Origin of the sequence: Rhodococcus olei, assembly GCF_039540555.1 — a bacterium.
In the GTDB taxonomy this organism is placed as follows: Bacteria; Actinomycetota; Actinomycetes; order Mycobacteriales; family Mycobacteriaceae; genus Rhodococcus_G; species Rhodococcus_G olei.
This window is the reverse complement of sequence record NZ_BAABFB010000006.1, coordinates 1-16,078: the sequence shown is the minus strand read 5'-3', so window position 1 is coordinate 16,078 and position 16,078 is coordinate 1. Positions and strand designations below refer to the sequence as shown.

Below are 16,078 nucleotides of genomic sequence, written 5' to 3'. Positions count from 1 at the left end.
TCGCCCCTGACGCGCCGGTATCCTTCGAAGGTCGCCTGATGCCCGATCCACAGGATTTGACTATTTCTCGCCAGCGCACCCTTCCCGTGCGTCCAGAGCACCCTCACCCCACCCCTCCCCATCGGATGCCCGCAGATCCGGACCTTCCGCACCCCAATCCCCTAGTGGTTCTTTGCCATTGGATCCTTCCGATAGGAAAGATCACCTAGCGCGCGAGCGCGCGGGCAACGAGAACTTCACCATGACCACCGCAATCCGACCGCTCGGCCTTCAGCGAGCCGCTGCCGAGCTGGTCGAACGCATCCCCGCCTTGCGTCGCCTCGTCGGAATCGACGATCTGACGGGTCGGCGGCGCGGGCACATCGGTTCGATCTGCGACCTACTGGTCGAGGCTGGCATCGACACCGATCGGTGGACGGGCATCGACATCGCACGGGCACTCACCCTTGACGGCGTCGCGCGAGGCTGGACCTGGCCGTCGACGGATTCGATGACCTCACCGCTGCGCCTGGTGGCCTTCAGGCTCGGCCGACTCGACTGGTCCGGGATCTCGCCCACCGAGTGCAAGGTCCGGGGCCGCCAGCTTCCAGCCGAGTCAGCGGTGGCCGCGGCGTATCGCCTGGTGAGGGCCCGGCTCCGCCAGATCGCAGCGACCGAAGGTGTCCTTGCCAAGCCCGCCTCGGCGGAACACCGAAGGACACTCCGTGTGCAGTTCGCGGCACAGCGGGCTGCGTTGAAGGCATCCGCGGCGCTGGCCGCCTGAACCCACACCCGAGGGGGACGTGTCATCTTCCCATGGCGCATTCTTCGGTATCGACCTCTGTTGTAGAAACCGTGTGTCGACGACGGTTGAAAACCAGGCCAGAAACGACGGTTGAAAAGTAGGCCACCCAACCACGATCGGATGGGTGATCTCGATGGAAGACTGGGCTCTGATCCGGCACCTGCATCGCAGTGAGAAGTTGTCGCAGCGTGCCATCGCGAAACGGTTGGGCATCGCCCGCGAGACGGTCGCGAACGCGCTGGCAAGCGACACACCACCGAAGTACCAGCGGCCACCGGTGGCATCGGCGATCTCCGACGCCGAACCGAGGATCCGGGCGCTGTTGTCGGCGTATCCGACGATGCCGGCGACAGTGATCGCCGAACGCATCGGTTGGACCGGGTCGATCACCTGGCTGCGCGAACGTGTCCGGGCGATCCGGCCGGAGTACGCGCCGGCGGATCCGGCGGATCGCCTCGACCACGATCCGGGCAAGGCCGTGCAGTGCGACCTGTGGTTCCCGCCGGTGAAGGTCCCGCTCGGCTTCGACCAGGTCGGTTCGCCGCCGGTGCTGGTGATGGTCGCCGCGTTCTCCCGTTTCATCACCGCGATGATGCTGCCGTCGCGGACCACGATGGACCTGGTCGCCGGGATGTGGCGGCTGCTGTCGACCGGGCTCGGTGCGGTGCCGCACCAGCTGTGGTGGGACAACGAATCCGGGATCGGGCGGCGGGGCCGGTTGACCGATCCGGTGACCTCGTTCGTCGGCACCCTGTCGACCACGGTGGTCCAGCTCAAACCCTATGACCCGGAATCGAAGGGCATCGTCGAACGCGCCAACGGCTACCTCGAGACCTGGTTCCTACCGGGTCGCAGGTTTACCTCCCCGGACGACTTCAACCACCAGCTCACCGAGTGGCTGCCGGTCGCCAACCACCGGACGGTGCGGCGCATCGACGGCCGTCCCGACGAGCTGGTCGGCATCGACACTGCCGCGATGCTCGCCCTGCCCCCGGTCCCACCACGGACGGACACCATCACGCAGGTGCGCCTGCCTCGGGACTACTACGTGCGGATCGACGGCAACGACTACTCGGTGGACCCGTCCGCGATCGGGCATCTCGTCGACGTGACCACCGGGCTCGACACCGTGACCGTGTCCCGCGACGGGCGCCTCCTCGCCGAACACGACCGCCTCTGGGCCCGCGGCCTGACATTGACCGACCCTGTTCATGTCGAGACCGCCGGGCGGCTGCGCCGCCGATTCCAACAAGCGCGGACACCGGTCGACGACGGGCGGCATCCGGTGCGTGACCTCGCCGACTATGACCGCGTGTTCGGAATCGAGTTCGAGACCACGCCAACAGAATCCGACCACCGCAACGGTGACGAGGGGGTGGCGTGATGGGTGGCGACGATCCGATCAAGCAGGTCGAGCACTACGCCCACGCCCTCAAGGCGCCCCGGATCCGTCAGTCCGCGGCACGCCTGGCCGATCAGGCCCGCGACGCCGGGTGGAGCCACGAGGAGTACCTCGCGGCGGTCCTGTCCCGGGAGGTGTCGGCCCGGGAGTCGTCCGGGGCGCAGACCCGGATCCGCTCGGCAGGGTTTCCGGCACGAAAGTCACTGGAGGAATTCAACTTCGACCACCAGCCGGCGTTGAGTCGGGAGACGATCGCGCACCTGGGAACGGGAACATTCCTGGCCCAGGGCCACAACGTGGTCCTCCTCGGGCCGCCCGGAACCGGCAAGACGCACTGTGAGACTTGCGTAGGGTGCTCGCCCGTGTGGGCGGAATGTCGGGGCTCCGCGTCGATCAGATCAGATGTGCGGTCCTGGCTCACCGCGACACGATTGGCGTGTCACCTGCCGGTTGCGACGGTCTGTTCGACGTCGCTGGCAGGGTCGGCGCTGGCGGGTGCAGGTGACCCGAAAGACACATTGGCCACCCGACGGAAGTGGGTGTGCCTTGGCGTTGGATATGTCGCTGCACCGGTCGGCGCCGGCCCGGCCCACCTCCCGCTGGCCTGATCAGAAGCCCGGCCGACGATCACCCGTCGTGCCTCATCACAGTCCTGCCGCGTGGTGACCTCCATCCGGACCGGCGCCTGTCCACGGTCGTCCCACGAGAGGAGAACCGCATGTCCATGCTGTCAGGAACCGTCGATGCCGTCATCGGCGTCGACACCCACCGCGACCACCACACCGTGGCCGTGGTCGATCCCACCGGTGGATCGGTGGCCACGATCGAGCTGGCCTCCGACGCGTTCGGTTACCGCCGAATGCTCGCCTTCGCCCGGCAACATGCAGCGGGGCGGCGGGTGTGGGCGATCGAGGGCACAGGCAGCTTCGGCGCCGGCTTGACCACCTACCTGCTCGAACATCGGGAGTGGGTCGTCGAGATCGACCGCCCCGCACGCCCAGCCCGCCGCAACGGCGCCAAGAACGACGAACTCGACGCGGTCCGCGCGGCCCGTGAGGCGCTCGCTCGCGACCACCTCGCCCAGCCTCGTCGGCGTGGTGAGCGCGAGGCCATGCGGGTGCTGTTGACCACCCGCGCCGGCGCCGTCGCGGCCCGCACCAAGGCGATCTGTCAACTCAAGGCCCTGATCGTCGGTGCCCCCGAACAACTGCGTGACCAGCTGCGCCGCGACACCACCGACAACCAGCTCGTCCGTTGCGCACGACTGCGGACCCTGCCACAGCACAGCGTCGAACACCGCTGCACCGTTCGGGCGTTGCGCACCTGCGCGCGGCAGGCGCTGTTTCTCGAGGCCCAGGCAGCCGATCTGGAGACCGAGCTCGAAGAGCTCGTCACGGTCGCAGCACCCGAGCTGATGGAACTCCCCGGGGTCGGGGTCGTCACCGCCGCTCAGATCCTGATCAGCTGGTCGCACGCCGGGCGGTTGCGCAACGAGGCCGCCTTCGCCGCCCTCGCCGGTGTCGCCCCGATCCCCGCCAGCAGCGGGCAGACCGTCCGCCACCGCCTCAATCGCAGCGGCGACCGGCAACTCAACCGGGCACTGCACACCATCGTGCTCTCCCGCCTCAGTCACGACCCACGGACCAAGGCCTACGCCGCCCGCCGCACCGCCGAAGGCAAGACCCCACGCGAGATCAAACGTTGTCTCAAACGCGCCGTCGCTCGTCAGGTCTACCGGCGCCTGGAGTCGACCGCTCAGTCGAGCACCGGAACCGCCTGAGACGACAACCCCAACAACCGATTCGACTCTGATCGACCGCCGACCACCACACCAACAGAGGTGTGCGGCGGCGTCCCATGCTGCCCTCGATCGCTTCAGAGCAGGCACCCAGCTCGAACCGCTTGACAGACATAGAAGCATCCTGGCGATCGGACTCGGCGTCAAGGCAGCGCAGCACGGGCACCGGGTCGCGTTCGCCACCGCTGTGGACTGGGTCACCCGCCTGTCTGCCGCCCACGCCGCCGGCCGCCTACAGGCCGAGCTGGCCAAGCTTCGCCGCTACGGGCTGATCATCGTCGATGAGGTCGGCTACATCCCATTCGAGCAGGACGCCGCCAACCTCTTCTTCCAGCTGGTCTCGAGCCGCTACGAGCACGCCTCACTGATCCTGACATCGAACCTGCCGTTCGCCCGCTGGGGCGACGTGTTCGGCGACCAGGTCGTCGCCGCAGCCATGATCGACCGCATCGTCCACCACGCCGAAGTCCTCACCCTCAAGGGCTCGAGTTACCGACTCAAGGACACCGGCGTCGACACATTACCGTCCGCCCGCGCCGAGAACACGGCACAATAATCACCACCACGTGGCCTGGTTTTCGACCGCCGCCACCGGCCTACTTTTCGCCCGTCCCTGACACCGTGGGCTCCCCTGGCGGTCGAGCTCGGGTGTTCCCCGTGTTCCGCACCTGGCAGCGGCTCGCGGCAGCGGTGAGCGCGGCGTTGGAACCAGGCCCGCATAGCGGGCGCCACCCAATCGAATGCGGCTCGCCGGCACGGCTCCGTCGCTCGTAGCCGGGCGCTATGGGGTGTGCGGAAGGACGCTGACTGCGAGCAAAGGTGTGGCGCCGCACCCACATCGCGGATCTCTATGACCACTCCCCTATCTGTCACTGAAGCCGCACAGAAGGACCAGATCAGAGCATGCCGACAGCGGCCAAGTCGCAGGATGCAAACTCGTCCCGGATCCGGCGCCAGCGCAACAGCCAACCGCAATGGCGCAACACCCCGTTGCGACGCCCGCGCCTGTTGCGCAACGCTCCACCACGGACGTTGCGGACGGTCAGCCCAAGAAGCGCAAGGCCGCAACGACCCACATCCTCCTAATCGGAGGACGTAAAGGAACGAATGGTTGCCACCCTCGAGCACACCCGCCCGCGGACTGCCATCACCAGCCAGCACCAGTTCAGCCGGACCACCATCAACCAGCTGTGTGCGCGACTAGAGACCGAGTTCGACAACGGTGAGGCGTTCGCACCGCCAGCGCAGACGATCACCCGGTACCCATATGGGGCATACGGGATATCAGTGCAGATATGGGGTTGCGTGCACTCACGCAACGCCTCTACCTGCACTGCTACGGGTCCACCCGCAACACTGAAGCCCCGCGGATCAACTGGAGCAACGAGGCCCACCGGCTGCAACCCGGCGGGGCCTCCGCAACCTGGACCACCCTGGAAGGAAACCCCAATCAATGACCGACCTCAACGTCCGCGCCGCGCAGCTCAGGCTGTACGGCCTCGTCACCGCACTGTTGCTCGCCATTGTCATCGCGCTCGCTATCACCGCAGGGGCATTCGCGGTGTCGTTCGCGGTCCAGCGCGACCTCGCCCACATGGCCATGCTGCCGCCGGACCTCACGTGGATCATCCCGGCCATCGTCGACACGGCCATCTTCGGTGCAACGATCGGTGTCGTCGTGCTCAGCAAGATCGACGGCAGTGCCGGTGGACGATGGTTCTTCATCAGCCTTGCGATCGCGGTGATTCTCGTCAGCGTCTGGAGCAACGGCTACCACGCCTATCGCGCCGCCGAGGAAGCTCACCACGAGGTCGCCACTGGCGCCGACCTCGGGTTCAGCCCCCTCAATCCGGTCCTTGCGGCGGGCATCTCTGTTATTCCGCCCATTCTCGTCCTCGCGTGGACCCACGGGATCGGGCTCCTGATCAAGGCCATCGGTGACGCCTACACCGAGCACCGCGCACTGATTTCCTCCATCACCAGCACCGATCTCGCAATGCCGGAGAGCATTACGTCGGACGTTGCGACTGTTGCGTCGGCTAGTGCAGACATGACCGCACCACCGTCGGCGGTCCGCGAAGCGGCGGAGGCAATCGTGGCGGACTACCCCACCGGGTCGGTGGCCGACAGGGTCACCGCGTCGGCCGAACCCACCAGCCTCATCGACCACGTTGCACCCGGCCTTGCGCTGTGCGAGGTCATTGCACCCGATGTTGCGTCCGGTGTTGCTTCGGTCGAGGTCGTTGCGTCCGATGTTGCGGCCGTTGCGTCGGATGGACCGGAGCAGACCATCGGTGCCCTCCTCGCGTTCATCGCCCAGGCCGACCTGGAACCCGAAGTTAAGACGACCGCCCGAATGAAGATCGAAGAGAAGCTGACATTCGCGGCGATCGCCGAGCGCACCGGCAAGGTTGCGACCAGTACCGCGCTGCGCCGCTATCAGAAGGCGGAGCGGGTCGCGCGCGCAGCCGGGTTCACGGTTCCCCCGCTGCCCGACCTGGAAACGAACGCGGATTCGGGCAGCGATCTCGCCAAGACCAGACAGCTGGCGACCTCCAGATGACCACACGCGATGACCACCCGGCGGCGGCAGCGAGGGAACAGGCGACCCTAGAAGGTACGGCCGACCGGTTCTGCGGCGGGTGTCACGCGAGCGTTGTCACCTCGACCGGCTCGTACACCCCAGAGAAGAAGATCACCGGCCCAGCCAACTCCCCCACGAAGCTGGACAAACTGATCCAGTGGGCCGCGTTGCGGCCGCTGGGGTACCGGCTGAGGTGCCGGGACGGCACTATCGACCACCAGCAGAACAAGGCTTCGACCTCTACAACGATCGATTCGGGTTTCACTTCGACTTCATCGACAGCATCGAAATCCACTGGCGCTGAATCTATCTCGTGAATCAATCCGACTCGACGGGCCAGGCGGTCCTCGGCTTCTGCACCCGAAGGACCACCGCCGGGTGTCGCATCGCACAGTCCACGAGACACGTGGACAGCTGCCGGCAGGCGTGGCAGGGACACCCCGTTGAGGCGAAACCCCGAAATGGGTGACCGTAGGGGCCCTGTCCCGACCGGCAATCGAGGTGTCCATGCCCGCCAGACCTTCGAGAGGCCGCCGCACCGTCGCGCTGATCGCCACCGCGACGGTCGCGAGCGGTGGTGCCGCGCTCAACGCTCCCGCGGTCGCGAGCGCGGCTCCGAACAACTGCGCGGCCACGTTCAGCCTGTTCATCCCCGGTACCTGGGAGACCAGCGAGACCGCGAACCCAGCGCAACCGGTCGGCATGCTCAAGCCGGTCGCGGACGCGTTGACCAGCCAACACGGACGACAGGTCGAGGTCTACACGCTGCCGTACATGGCGCGGGCCTTCGACAACGGCCACACCTACGCCGACAGCAAGGCCGACGCCCTCGCCAAAGCAGAACGGGTCCTCGCCCAGATCGCCGAGAACTGCCGCAACACGAAGTTCACCATCACCGGCTACTCCCAGGGCGCCGACGCCGCCGGCGACCTCGCCTCGGCCATCGGCAACGGCAAGGGCCCTATCGACCCCGACCGGGTCCTCGCCGTCGGACTGCTCGCCGACCCCGGCGCCGGCACCAAGGGCTCAGCGACCGTGGGCCCACGCACCTCCGGCGAGGGCATCGCCGACCCACGCCCGCAAGGGATGGGCAAACTCTCCGGCCGGGTCGCCTCGATCTGCGATCCCGGAGACCTGTACTGCTCGATCCAGAAGGGCTCGAGCCCCCTGCTCGGCTCGCTCGGCTCGATCCTGAGCAAGAGCCCGAGCGCCGCCACGGCCGACGACACGGCCGCCGGCACCAGCCAACTCGCGTCCGCTCTGACCTCCGACTTCTCCAGCGCCGACCTGCCCGCCCTCGCAAAGAACATGGCCACACTCGGACACCAGCTGACCGAACCGAACGTCGACATCACCCAGGTCGCCTCGACCGCGACATCCATCGCGAAGACCCTCGCCCCGCTGACCGACCTGCTCGACTCCGGAGCCGCGAACCCGGCCGCGGATAGCCACCTCGCGGCCGCACCCGCCGGCACCGCCGAACACAACGCCTCCGACGTCCTCACCCGCGCAGGACAATCCGACCTCACCGCAGCGCTCGACACCGCCACGAAACTCGCCGACACCGCAACCACGCTCGCCGGCAACAACGCGCTCAGCCTCCCCGCAGCCTCCCCCGAGGTGCAGACCCTGACGAGGGCCGCGGACACCCTCATCAGCCAGGTCGGCCCCGTCGCGACCACCCCCGTCGACGCTCTCACCTCGGCCACGAGCGTGCTGTCGGTCCTCAAGCCGACCGTGGTGGTCAACCAAGTCCTGAACGTCGCCACCGGCGTCACCTCCCTCGACATGCCCGGAATCCTCAACAACCTCACCCTGCTCCCGCAGAAGGTCGCCGCGCTCGACGCGCGCGGCGCACACGAGGTGGCCGGCCAACTCAACAACCAGTTCACGCCGCTGGTGAAGATGGCCGCGGCCGTGGACATGCGGTGGGTCTCGCAGGTGCTGTCGGTCATCCCCGACCCGTCCGGCACCGCCCAGATCGCGGCGCTCGTATCCTCGATCCTGGCGAACGTCGACGTCATCCGCCTGGCAAACCTGATCGGCCAGATCCAGGAGATCTCCTGGACCGCAGTGGAGAAGCTGCTGCCCCCGCCCGGGCAACTTCCGGACCCTATCGGCGCCGGCGCCGTGATGACCGGACTACTCCCCGTCGGCCTGGACCTCGCATCCGTGGCAGCAAACATGCTCTCGGGGAAGGCCGCGAAGACCTCGCCCGAGCTGCTGGGCCGGCAGACGAACACCTTCGCGACCAGCATCTCAGCCCCCCAGGCCGAAACCCTCGACCTGCCCAAGCTGTCGAACTCGCTGACCACGCTGTCCCAGTCCCACGGCGCCGAGGACCTGATGTCACTGGTCGGTGAAGGGCTCAGCGCCGCACACTTCTTCACCTCCCGCGCCCACACCAACTACAACGCCCTCGTCGTCGACAACGCCGGCCGCAACGCGATCCAATGGCTCTCGGACTGGCTGAACCTCCAAATCGGACGTGCCGCATGAGTCGAGTGGACCGGGCCCACAACCCGGCCAGAGCGCTGGACCTGGTGTCGAGAGTGTGTGCACCGCGGCTACCACAGCCGCAGGGACACGAGGGTCGTGCGCAAACGCCACAACGGAGAAAAAGGCGCTGGCGGTGTTCCTGTGCCCGCACTCGGACCTCTACCACGTCGGACACCGTCCGGCCGCCCCGTCGCACGGCCACATCGACCGCGCCCGACTCCGAGAACAGACGACGGCCACCCACCTCGAAGGAGGCCGCGATCCCGCGGTCGCTCGGCCCCTCGCCGCTCGCCCTCTCGGATCTGGTCGACAGCTCCGACCCTGACACCGCACCGGACGGGTGGTGGGCCGAGCTGCGCACCCTCGCGGTCCCCGCACCGCTCGCCGAGATGCTGCCGCACGGAGGACCGGCCCGCAACTCCGCCGTCGAGGTCTCCGAATCGACCGCGGCGGCGTGCATGCGGGCACACAACACGCAGACGAGATGGGTCCGCCAGAGGGCGCCGCCCGATATCAGCTCCATGTGCGCCGTAATATTGATTATCGGTAACTTAAATAGGTTGCACCGCAGTACCTTTCGGATTCGAAGGAGATTGCGCTGCCACTGCTCATGTCCCGAGTCCAGGACAAGCGCTTGCCGATGTTCGCTGTCGACTGCGTCCATGGTGCCGTACCGCGATGATGATCGGATTCGTCGCACAGACCTGTATCACCGCGCTGCGGCCCTACCTGACCGACGATCGACGGAGAGTCGGCACCCACGTCGAGAGCGGCCACCTCGCCGCGACGCCCAAAGGCATGACTGTGACCGCCAAAGCGCCCACCCCTGGCAGGCGAGCCTGCGGTTATGTCGATTCTGCTGCCTGCCTGGACGGGTGACATCCTGCGGCGCCGTCCCTGTCCGTTCCTGGTTGTGAGGGACACTGGGTCGATGCTGGAACTGGTCGACGCCCGCACCCGAGCCACGGTTCGGGTACCTGCCCTGCCGGGCGGGATCACCAGGGTGGCCGTCCATCCTCCGTCCGGACAGCTGCAGGGGCTGCGCGTGCTGCTCGTGGCCGATCTCATCGGCCGCGTCCTCGAGGACCTGCACGCCGCCCAGGTGCTGACGGCATGGGTCGGGACCGAAGTACCCGACCCGGCCGTGGTCGCCGATCTGATGATCCGCCGACCCGCCGACATCGTCGACTCACCGGCCGCGGTCGAGGACGCCCTGGTCGGCCCGGTCGCGCTCACCGTCGGCGGCGCCGCCGATCCGGCACCCACCGACCGTGACGGGCACCGCCTGCACGTCACGGTCGGCGACGTCCGAGACGATCGGACACCGAGGAAGGTCGCGGATCCGGCGACGCTGCGCCTGATGTTGCTCGCGACGCGGCACGAGCGGGCGGTCACGTTGACGGACGAGGGCGTCGAGGCCGCCGACCGGATGCTGCGCCGATGGCGTGGTGCGGTCGCGGCGTGGTCCCGGTGCGCGTCCGCACCCCTCGCCCGGTCGTATACGGATGCGGTTCACCGTGCCCTCGACACGGGTCTCGACTTCGCCCGCGCCATCGCGTTGCTGCGCAGCCTCGAATCCGATCCTCGGGTGCCCGACGGGGCGAAGTTCGAAACCGTCGTCCACCTCGACCGGACGCTCGGGCTGGACCTCGTTCGCGGCCTGTCTGCTGTGCCGCCCTCCTGAACCACAGGTGCAGGCTGAGGAAGGTCGACCGGCGGGCGGGTGCACGCGGCGAGGGCGGTGACCGCCTCCCGCAACATCGGTACGGCCCGACCACGCGTCGGCATCCCGAATGCGCCGGACCCGGCCGAGGTGGGCGCCGCCGAGGGCAACCGATCCCGAATTGACGGGAGACGGTGGCCACAGCGGGGTCGGACCAGACACAGTTCGGAGGGGTTCGACCGAAGCGCGGCCAGGTCGAGGCGAGCTGCGAGGCGTCCTGTCCACCTGTCGTGCAGGTTCGTCCGGGAGGGCTGCTCACGCCGGACCCGGCTCGCCCCTCCCCCGGGCCGACTCGAGCTGTCCAGCGACGAAGACATAGTCCCGCTCATCTTTGTTGTTAATCGATTGTGTGACAACAACTTTCGTGCGGTCTTCGTTGTCAGTGCCGTTGGTGTTCGACGACCCAGGCCGCTATCTGCGTCCGGGAGGTGAAGCCGAGCTTGGTCAGAATGCGGTCCACGTGGCCGTCGACGGTGCGTGGGGAGATGACCAGACGAGTGGCGATCGCCTTGTTGGTCAGCCCCTCGGCGACGAGGTCGGCCACATGCCGTTCCCGTTTGGTCAGCTCCGTCGACGGGCCAGGGGTGGGCGGCGCGGCCGCGGGTTCCTCGCCGAGGGCGTAGGCGACGGCGGCGTCGAGATCGAGCGAGCCGCCCTCGCGGTGTGCCGCCTCGAACGCCCGCGGCCCGAGTGCCCGGCGGGTGGTCCGCTCGCACTCCTCGTGATGGACGAGAAGATTCGGGAACACCACGGTGGAGGCACCGGTCACCCGGACCAGGGCCTGCGCGGCCCCCAGCAGCACGGCGGCGCGCCGGGCGCTGCCCTCGGCGGAGACGATCCAGGCCAGGGCCTCAAGACACGTCGCGGCCATGAACGGATCCTTCCGGCGACGGACCAGGACGAGTCCCTGCCGCAGCAGCCGCAGCGCACGATCGCGATCGCCCTGGCGCCACACGGCGACCGCGGCGGCCCACAGTGCGTACGACCGCGACACCGATTCCCCGTGGGATTCGGTTATCGCGAGGGCCTTCTGGTAGCAGTCGAGGGCGCCCGCGGTGTCCTGTCGCAGTTCGCGAGCCCATCCCAGGTAGAGGAGCGCCGAGACCTGCGCAAGGAGATCACCCTGCGCGGCGAACATGTCATGGATCCCCTCCAATCGTGCGCACGCGGCGGCGAGGTCACCGGTGTAGATCTCGTGCATCCCCTCGGCTAACTCCGCGTACGCGTGCACGACCGGGTCCGTGGACTGTTGGGCGAGGGCCCGGGCCTCGGTGACCAGCGCGGCCGTCGCGGCGAGGTCTCCCTGGGCCCCGGCCAGCGAGCAGTCCCAGTACAACGCCCTGGCGTGCACCGTGGACGCGGTCCCGGACGCGGCGGCGAGGGCGCGGTCGAGCCAGCGGCGTCCCTCACCGAGTCGCCCGAGCGAGTACCAGAACGGTTGCAGGGCAGCCGCGAAGGCCAGCACGGAGTCGGAGTCTGTTCCCGTGTCGTCGGTGAGGGCGAATTCCAGGGCCTCGCGGAGGTTGGGTTGTTCGCGGTCGAGACGGTCGATCCAGTCGAGCTGCCGGGCACCGATCCACCCGGCCTCCGCGCCCTGCGCGAGCTGCCGATACCAGTCCGCGTGTCGTCGCCGCAGGTCCGCCAACTCGCCGGACTCTCGGGCCTTCTCGCGGCCGTGGTCGCGCAGCGTTTCGAGCATCCGGAACCGCACCACCGGGCCCGACTCCTCCCGGATCAGGATGGACTTGTCGACCAGCGAGGTCAGCACGTCGAGCAGATCACCCGGTTCCAGATCGTCCCATCGGCACACCCGTTCGGCGGCGTCGAGTTCCACACCGGCGAACACCGACAACTGCGCCCAGAGCTGCTGTTCGGCCGGGGTGCACAGCTCGTGACTCCAGTCGATGCACAGGCGCAGCGTCTGCTGCCGGGTCGGCGCGCCCCGGCTCCCACGCGCGAGCAGCGTGAAGCGGTCGGTCAGCCGCGCCAGGACCTGCTCCGGGAGAGAGCACCCGCAGCCGCGCCGCCGCGAGCTCGATCGCCAGCGGCAACCCGTCCAGGCGGGCGCAGATCTGCGCCACGGTGGCCGCGTTGTCGGCGGTGAGTTCGAAGCCCGGCAGTGCTGCTTCGGCGCGTTCGGCAAACAAGGTGACCGCGTCGTAGCGGGGCATTCCGTGCAGCGACGGTTCGTGGTCCGGGTCGGGGAGCGTCAGCGGGGGCACCCGCAGCACCGCCTCACCCCCGACGTTCAGGGACTCGCGGCTGGTGGCGAGGATCCGCAGTTTCGGGCAGGTGGACAGCAGCGTCTCGGCCAGCTCGGCCGTCGCATCGACCACCTGTTCGCAGTTGTCGAGGACCAGCAGCAGCTCCCGCGGCGCCAGGAAGTCCACCATGACCTGCTGCAGCGGCCGCGTCGACTGGGGCCGCACACCCAGCGCGGCGGCGATCACGTCCGCCAGCAGCGCCCCGTCGTGCAACTCTCCCAGCTCGACCAGCCACACCCCGTCCGCGAACACCCGCCCGGCGTTCGCCGCGACCCGCAAGGCCAGCCGTGTCTTGCCCACCCCACCGATCCCGGTCAACGTCACCAGCCGGGACACCGCCAGCAGCCGCTTCGCCTCGGTCAGCTCGCTGCGGCGGCCGACGAACGTCGACAGCTCCACCGGGAGATTCCCCTTACCGTCGGCCGAGGCACCCGACGGCGACGGCGGGCGTCCCGTGGTCAGCGGCACCGGCGCCGCCGGACCGCCGGCGTGCTCCTCAGCTGATTCGGCGCGCAGCGCCATCTCGTCGACCGGGAACCCGCTCCGCCCCTGCAGCTCTTGAAGCTGTTCCCCGAACGCCGCCGCGGCGGGCCGATCCTGCGGTGCGCGGGCCATCGCGCGCTCGATCACCGCCGCCATCTCGTCGTCGACACCGGTCTCGCGCAGGTCGGGCACCGGCTGCGTGGTGATCCGCAGGAACTGCGCCACCACCTGCTCACCACTGCGGCGCTCGAACGCCGCATGCCCGGTCAGCGCCGCGAACAACGTGGCACCGAGCCCGTACACATCCGCGGCCGTGCTCGGCGGGTCCCCGCCCAGCACCTCCGGGGCGGTGAACGCCGGGGACCCGGTGACCGTCCCGGTCGCGGTCTCGAACCCGCCGGTGATGTGCGCGATACCGAAATCCGTCAGGGCCGGTTCGCCGAAGTCGGTGAGCAGGATGTTCGCCGGTTTGACGTCCCGATGCACGATCCCGACCCGATGCGCCGTCTCGAGCGCCCCGGCCGTCTTCACCCCCAGCCGCAGCACCTCCTCCTGGGTGAGCGGACCGTGCACCCGGATCCGGGCGTCCAGGGAGCCCTGCGGGTGGTACGGCATCACCAGATACGGCCGACCACCCTCGGTGGTCCCCACCTGCAGCACCCCCGAGATGTTCGGGTGCCCGGTCAGCCGGCCCATCGCCCGCTGCTCACGCAGGAACCGCTCCCGGTTCTCCTCGTCCCATTCGGCGGTGAGCACCTTCACCGCCACCGTCCGCTCCAGGGCGCTTTGGTTGCAGCGGTACACGACCCCGAAACCGCCGCGCCCGATCTCCTCCGCGCCGTCGAACCCGGCCGCACCCAGCTCGCCCACGACCACGGCGGCCACGTCACGCTCGGTTCGAAGCGGATCGGCGTCGGTCATCAGGTACGTGCTCTCTCCCGCCCCACGGCACCCCGCGCGGACATGCCCACAACTCGGGCGATGCCCGTTCAGGATATCGCCGCTTCGGGTACGGACAGAATTCCCCGAATTCCCCGAATCCCAGCGAAAGCCAACACAGGCCGCTTGAGATCGAAATGGTCCTCGGGTCCTCTTCACCGGTCAGCTGGGAGGCTGCCCCAGCCGGGGGCTCGTCGTCGAGCACTACGGCAGCTGTGCGCCTACCGCGTCACCAACCCTGCCTGCGTCTCCGCGCGGCGCCGGACACCCCGGGTGAAGGGCTCGGCTCGTGTGGGATCGCCCGGAAGCGGAGAGGGTGAATCCCACATGACGCCTTCGTAGGTGTGTAGGACGACGCGTTCGGTATTCGGGTGCGGGATGGCCGCGATCGGCCGGGGGATGCGCACCCGCCCAGCGTGGCCGCTGGTCGCGAACCGGCGATCCCACTCCGCTTCGGCGAGGCGATCGATCTCCGCGGCGGGGGTGTCGTCGCGCGCCTCGATCACGAACGTGACCGAATGATCATTACTGATGATGTTTTCGCAATGTACCTTCCTGCCAGTGGATTCCGCTGTCCGGGGTGCCGGAGCGAGGAAACGGACCGGATGGACGGTGCGGTCCGGCCTCAGGCGGTTGCGCGGCGATGCCGAGGACGACGACGTCGCGGATCTGTACAACGTCGGCGCGTACGCCAGACGCGACCACATGCCGCTCTGGCCGTGGAACACGACCGCGGCGGCATGCGACATGCCGCCGCGGTCGTGTTCCTCCTCTTGATAACTGACCGTTTCAGAATGAGTTCGGCGTGGCAGATGGCGTACCGCGGGAGTTTTGGGCACCGTACGGACGGCGTCTGAGGATCCTGTTCCGGACGATCTGTGGGAGCGGGTAGCTCCGCTGCTGCCGCCTCGCCCTGCCCGTCGGTACCGGTTCCCCGGGCAAAAGCCGGTCGACGATCGTGTCACTCTCGCCGGTGTGGTGTTCGTCCTGCGCACAGGCGTCGCCTCGCGCGATGTGCCCGCGGAGAAGATCGGGTGCAGCGGCGTGACCTGTGGGCGCAGGTTGCGGGAGTGGACCGAGGCCGGGGTGTGGCCGAAACTGCACGAGAAGCTGCTCACGGAACTGCGGGCCGCCGGCCTGATCGAAATGGACGACGTCACGGTCGACGGCTCGCACGTGCGAGCCCTCAAAGGGGGATCACACCGGCAGTCGCCGGTCGACTGCGCCCGTGCCGGAAGCAAGCATCATGGGATCGTCGACCGGCACGGCCCCGATTGCGGAGTCGCTGACCGGCGGAAACCGCCACGATGTCACCCAACTGATCCCGCTCGTCGAGGCGGTTCCTCGGATTCGTGGCCATCGTGGTCGTCCCCGGAGCAGGCCTCGCAGGTTGTTCGCCGACCGCGGCTACAACTACGACTGCGACAGGCACCGGAACCTGCTCCTCAGGAAAGGGATCACACCGATGCTCGCCAGACGCGGTACCGACCACGGTTCCCGTCTCGGCAAGGTCCGCTTGGTCGTGGACCGCACTAGCGCTCGCCGCCGCGGTCGCGGACCGGCAAGCACGGATGCGGGAACTGCTCAAATCCGCACTCACGG

General features: G+C 68.4%; 10 protein-coding genes and 3 pseudogenes. 10 read left to right on the top strand and 3 right to left on the bottom strand.

What is annotated here, in order from left to right; all coding sequences use genetic code 11:
- The first annotated feature begins 241 nt into the window (after positions 1-241).
- The 6 genes and pseudogenes from ABD951_RS00320 to ABD951_RS00295 all read left to right on the top strand — a co-directional run bounded on the left by ABD951_RS00320 (position 242) and on the right by ABD951_RS00295 (position 6,547).
- The gene (locus ABD951_RS00320) at positions 242-763 is read left to right on the top strand and encodes a hypothetical protein (RefSeq protein WP_345340895.1); all 522 of its coding nucleotides are present in this window, start codon (positions 242-244) and stop codon (positions 761-763) included.
- A gap of 154 nt (positions 764-917) precedes the next feature.
- Complete coding sequence (gene istA, locus ABD951_RS00315) at positions 918-2,168, top strand: IS21 family transposase (RefSeq protein ID WP_425569746.1); 1,251 nt, start codon at positions 918-920, stop codon at positions 2,166-2,168.
- On the top strand, positions 2,168-2,794 hold the full coding sequence (locus ABD951_RS00310) for an ATP-binding protein (protein WP_345340892.1): 627 nt from the start codon (positions 2,168-2,170) through the stop codon (positions 2,792-2,794). Before istA ends, ABD951_RS00310 begins: the two co-directional genes overlap by 1 nt.
- A 110-nt stretch (positions 2,795-2,904) precedes the next feature.
- Entirely contained in the window at positions 2,905-3,966 is a 1,062-nt protein-coding gene (locus ABD951_RS00305; RefSeq protein WP_345340890.1) for an IS110 family RNA-guided transposase, read from the top strand.
- A 139-nt stretch (positions 3,967-4,105) separates the two neighbouring features.
- Positions 4,106-4,540: pseudogene (locus ABD951_RS00300) on the top strand (ATP-binding protein); the annotation flags it as partial.
- Between the two features lie 897 nt (positions 4,541-5,437).
- Complete coding sequence (locus tag ABD951_RS00295; protein WP_345340888.1) at positions 5,438-6,547, top strand: DUF2637 domain-containing protein; 1,110 nt, start codon at positions 5,438-5,440, stop codon at positions 6,545-6,547.
- A gap of 82 nt (positions 6,548-6,629) precedes the next feature.
- Here the strand turns inward: ABD951_RS00295 and ABD951_RS00290 are convergent, their stop codons facing one another.
- On the bottom strand, positions 6,630-6,863 hold the full coding sequence (locus tag ABD951_RS00290; RefSeq protein ID WP_345340886.1) for a hypothetical protein: 234 nt from the start codon (positions 6,861-6,863) through the stop codon (positions 6,630-6,632).
- Between the two features lie 212 nt (positions 6,864-7,075).
- On the opposite strand from ABD951_RS00290, the gene ABD951_RS00285 reads away from it, so the two are divergent.
- The 3 genes from ABD951_RS00285 to ABD951_RS00275 all read left to right on the top strand — a co-directional run bounded on the left by ABD951_RS00285 (position 7,076) and on the right by ABD951_RS00275 (position 10,751).
- On the top strand, positions 7,076-9,067 hold the full coding sequence (locus ABD951_RS00285) for a cutinase family protein (protein ID WP_345340884.1): 1,992 nt from the start codon (positions 7,076-7,078) through the stop codon (positions 9,065-9,067).
- A gap of 555 nt (positions 9,068-9,622) precedes the next feature.
- Positions 9,623-9,946 carry a thioesterase family protein gene (locus tag ABD951_RS28595; RefSeq protein WP_425569745.1) on the top strand — a complete coding sequence of 108 codons (324 nt, stop codon included), beginning with the start codon at positions 9,623-9,625 and terminating at the stop codon, positions 9,944-9,946.
- 52 nt (positions 9,947-9,998) lie between these two features.
- Complete coding sequence (locus ABD951_RS00275; protein WP_345340880.1) at positions 9,999-10,751, top strand: cysteine--tRNA ligase; 753 nt, start codon at positions 9,999-10,001, stop codon at positions 10,749-10,751.
- 418 nt (positions 10,752-11,169) lie between these two features.
- Here the strand turns inward: ABD951_RS00275 and ABD951_RS00270 are convergent.
- Positions 11,170-14,458, bottom strand: a pseudogene (locus ABD951_RS00270) (protein kinase domain-containing protein).
- A 239-nt stretch (positions 14,459-14,697) separates the two neighbouring features.
- On the bottom strand, positions 14,698-15,225 hold the full coding sequence (locus ABD951_RS00265; RefSeq protein ID WP_345340878.1) for a hypothetical protein: 528 nt from the start codon (positions 15,223-15,225) through the stop codon (positions 14,698-14,700).
- Between the two features lie 82 nt (positions 15,226-15,307).
- Between ABD951_RS00265 and ABD951_RS00260 the strand changes: the two are divergent.
- A pseudogene (locus ABD951_RS00260) lies at positions 15,308-16,016 on the top strand (IS5 family transposase); the annotation flags it as partial.
- Positions 16,017-16,078: the final 62 nt, after the last annotated feature.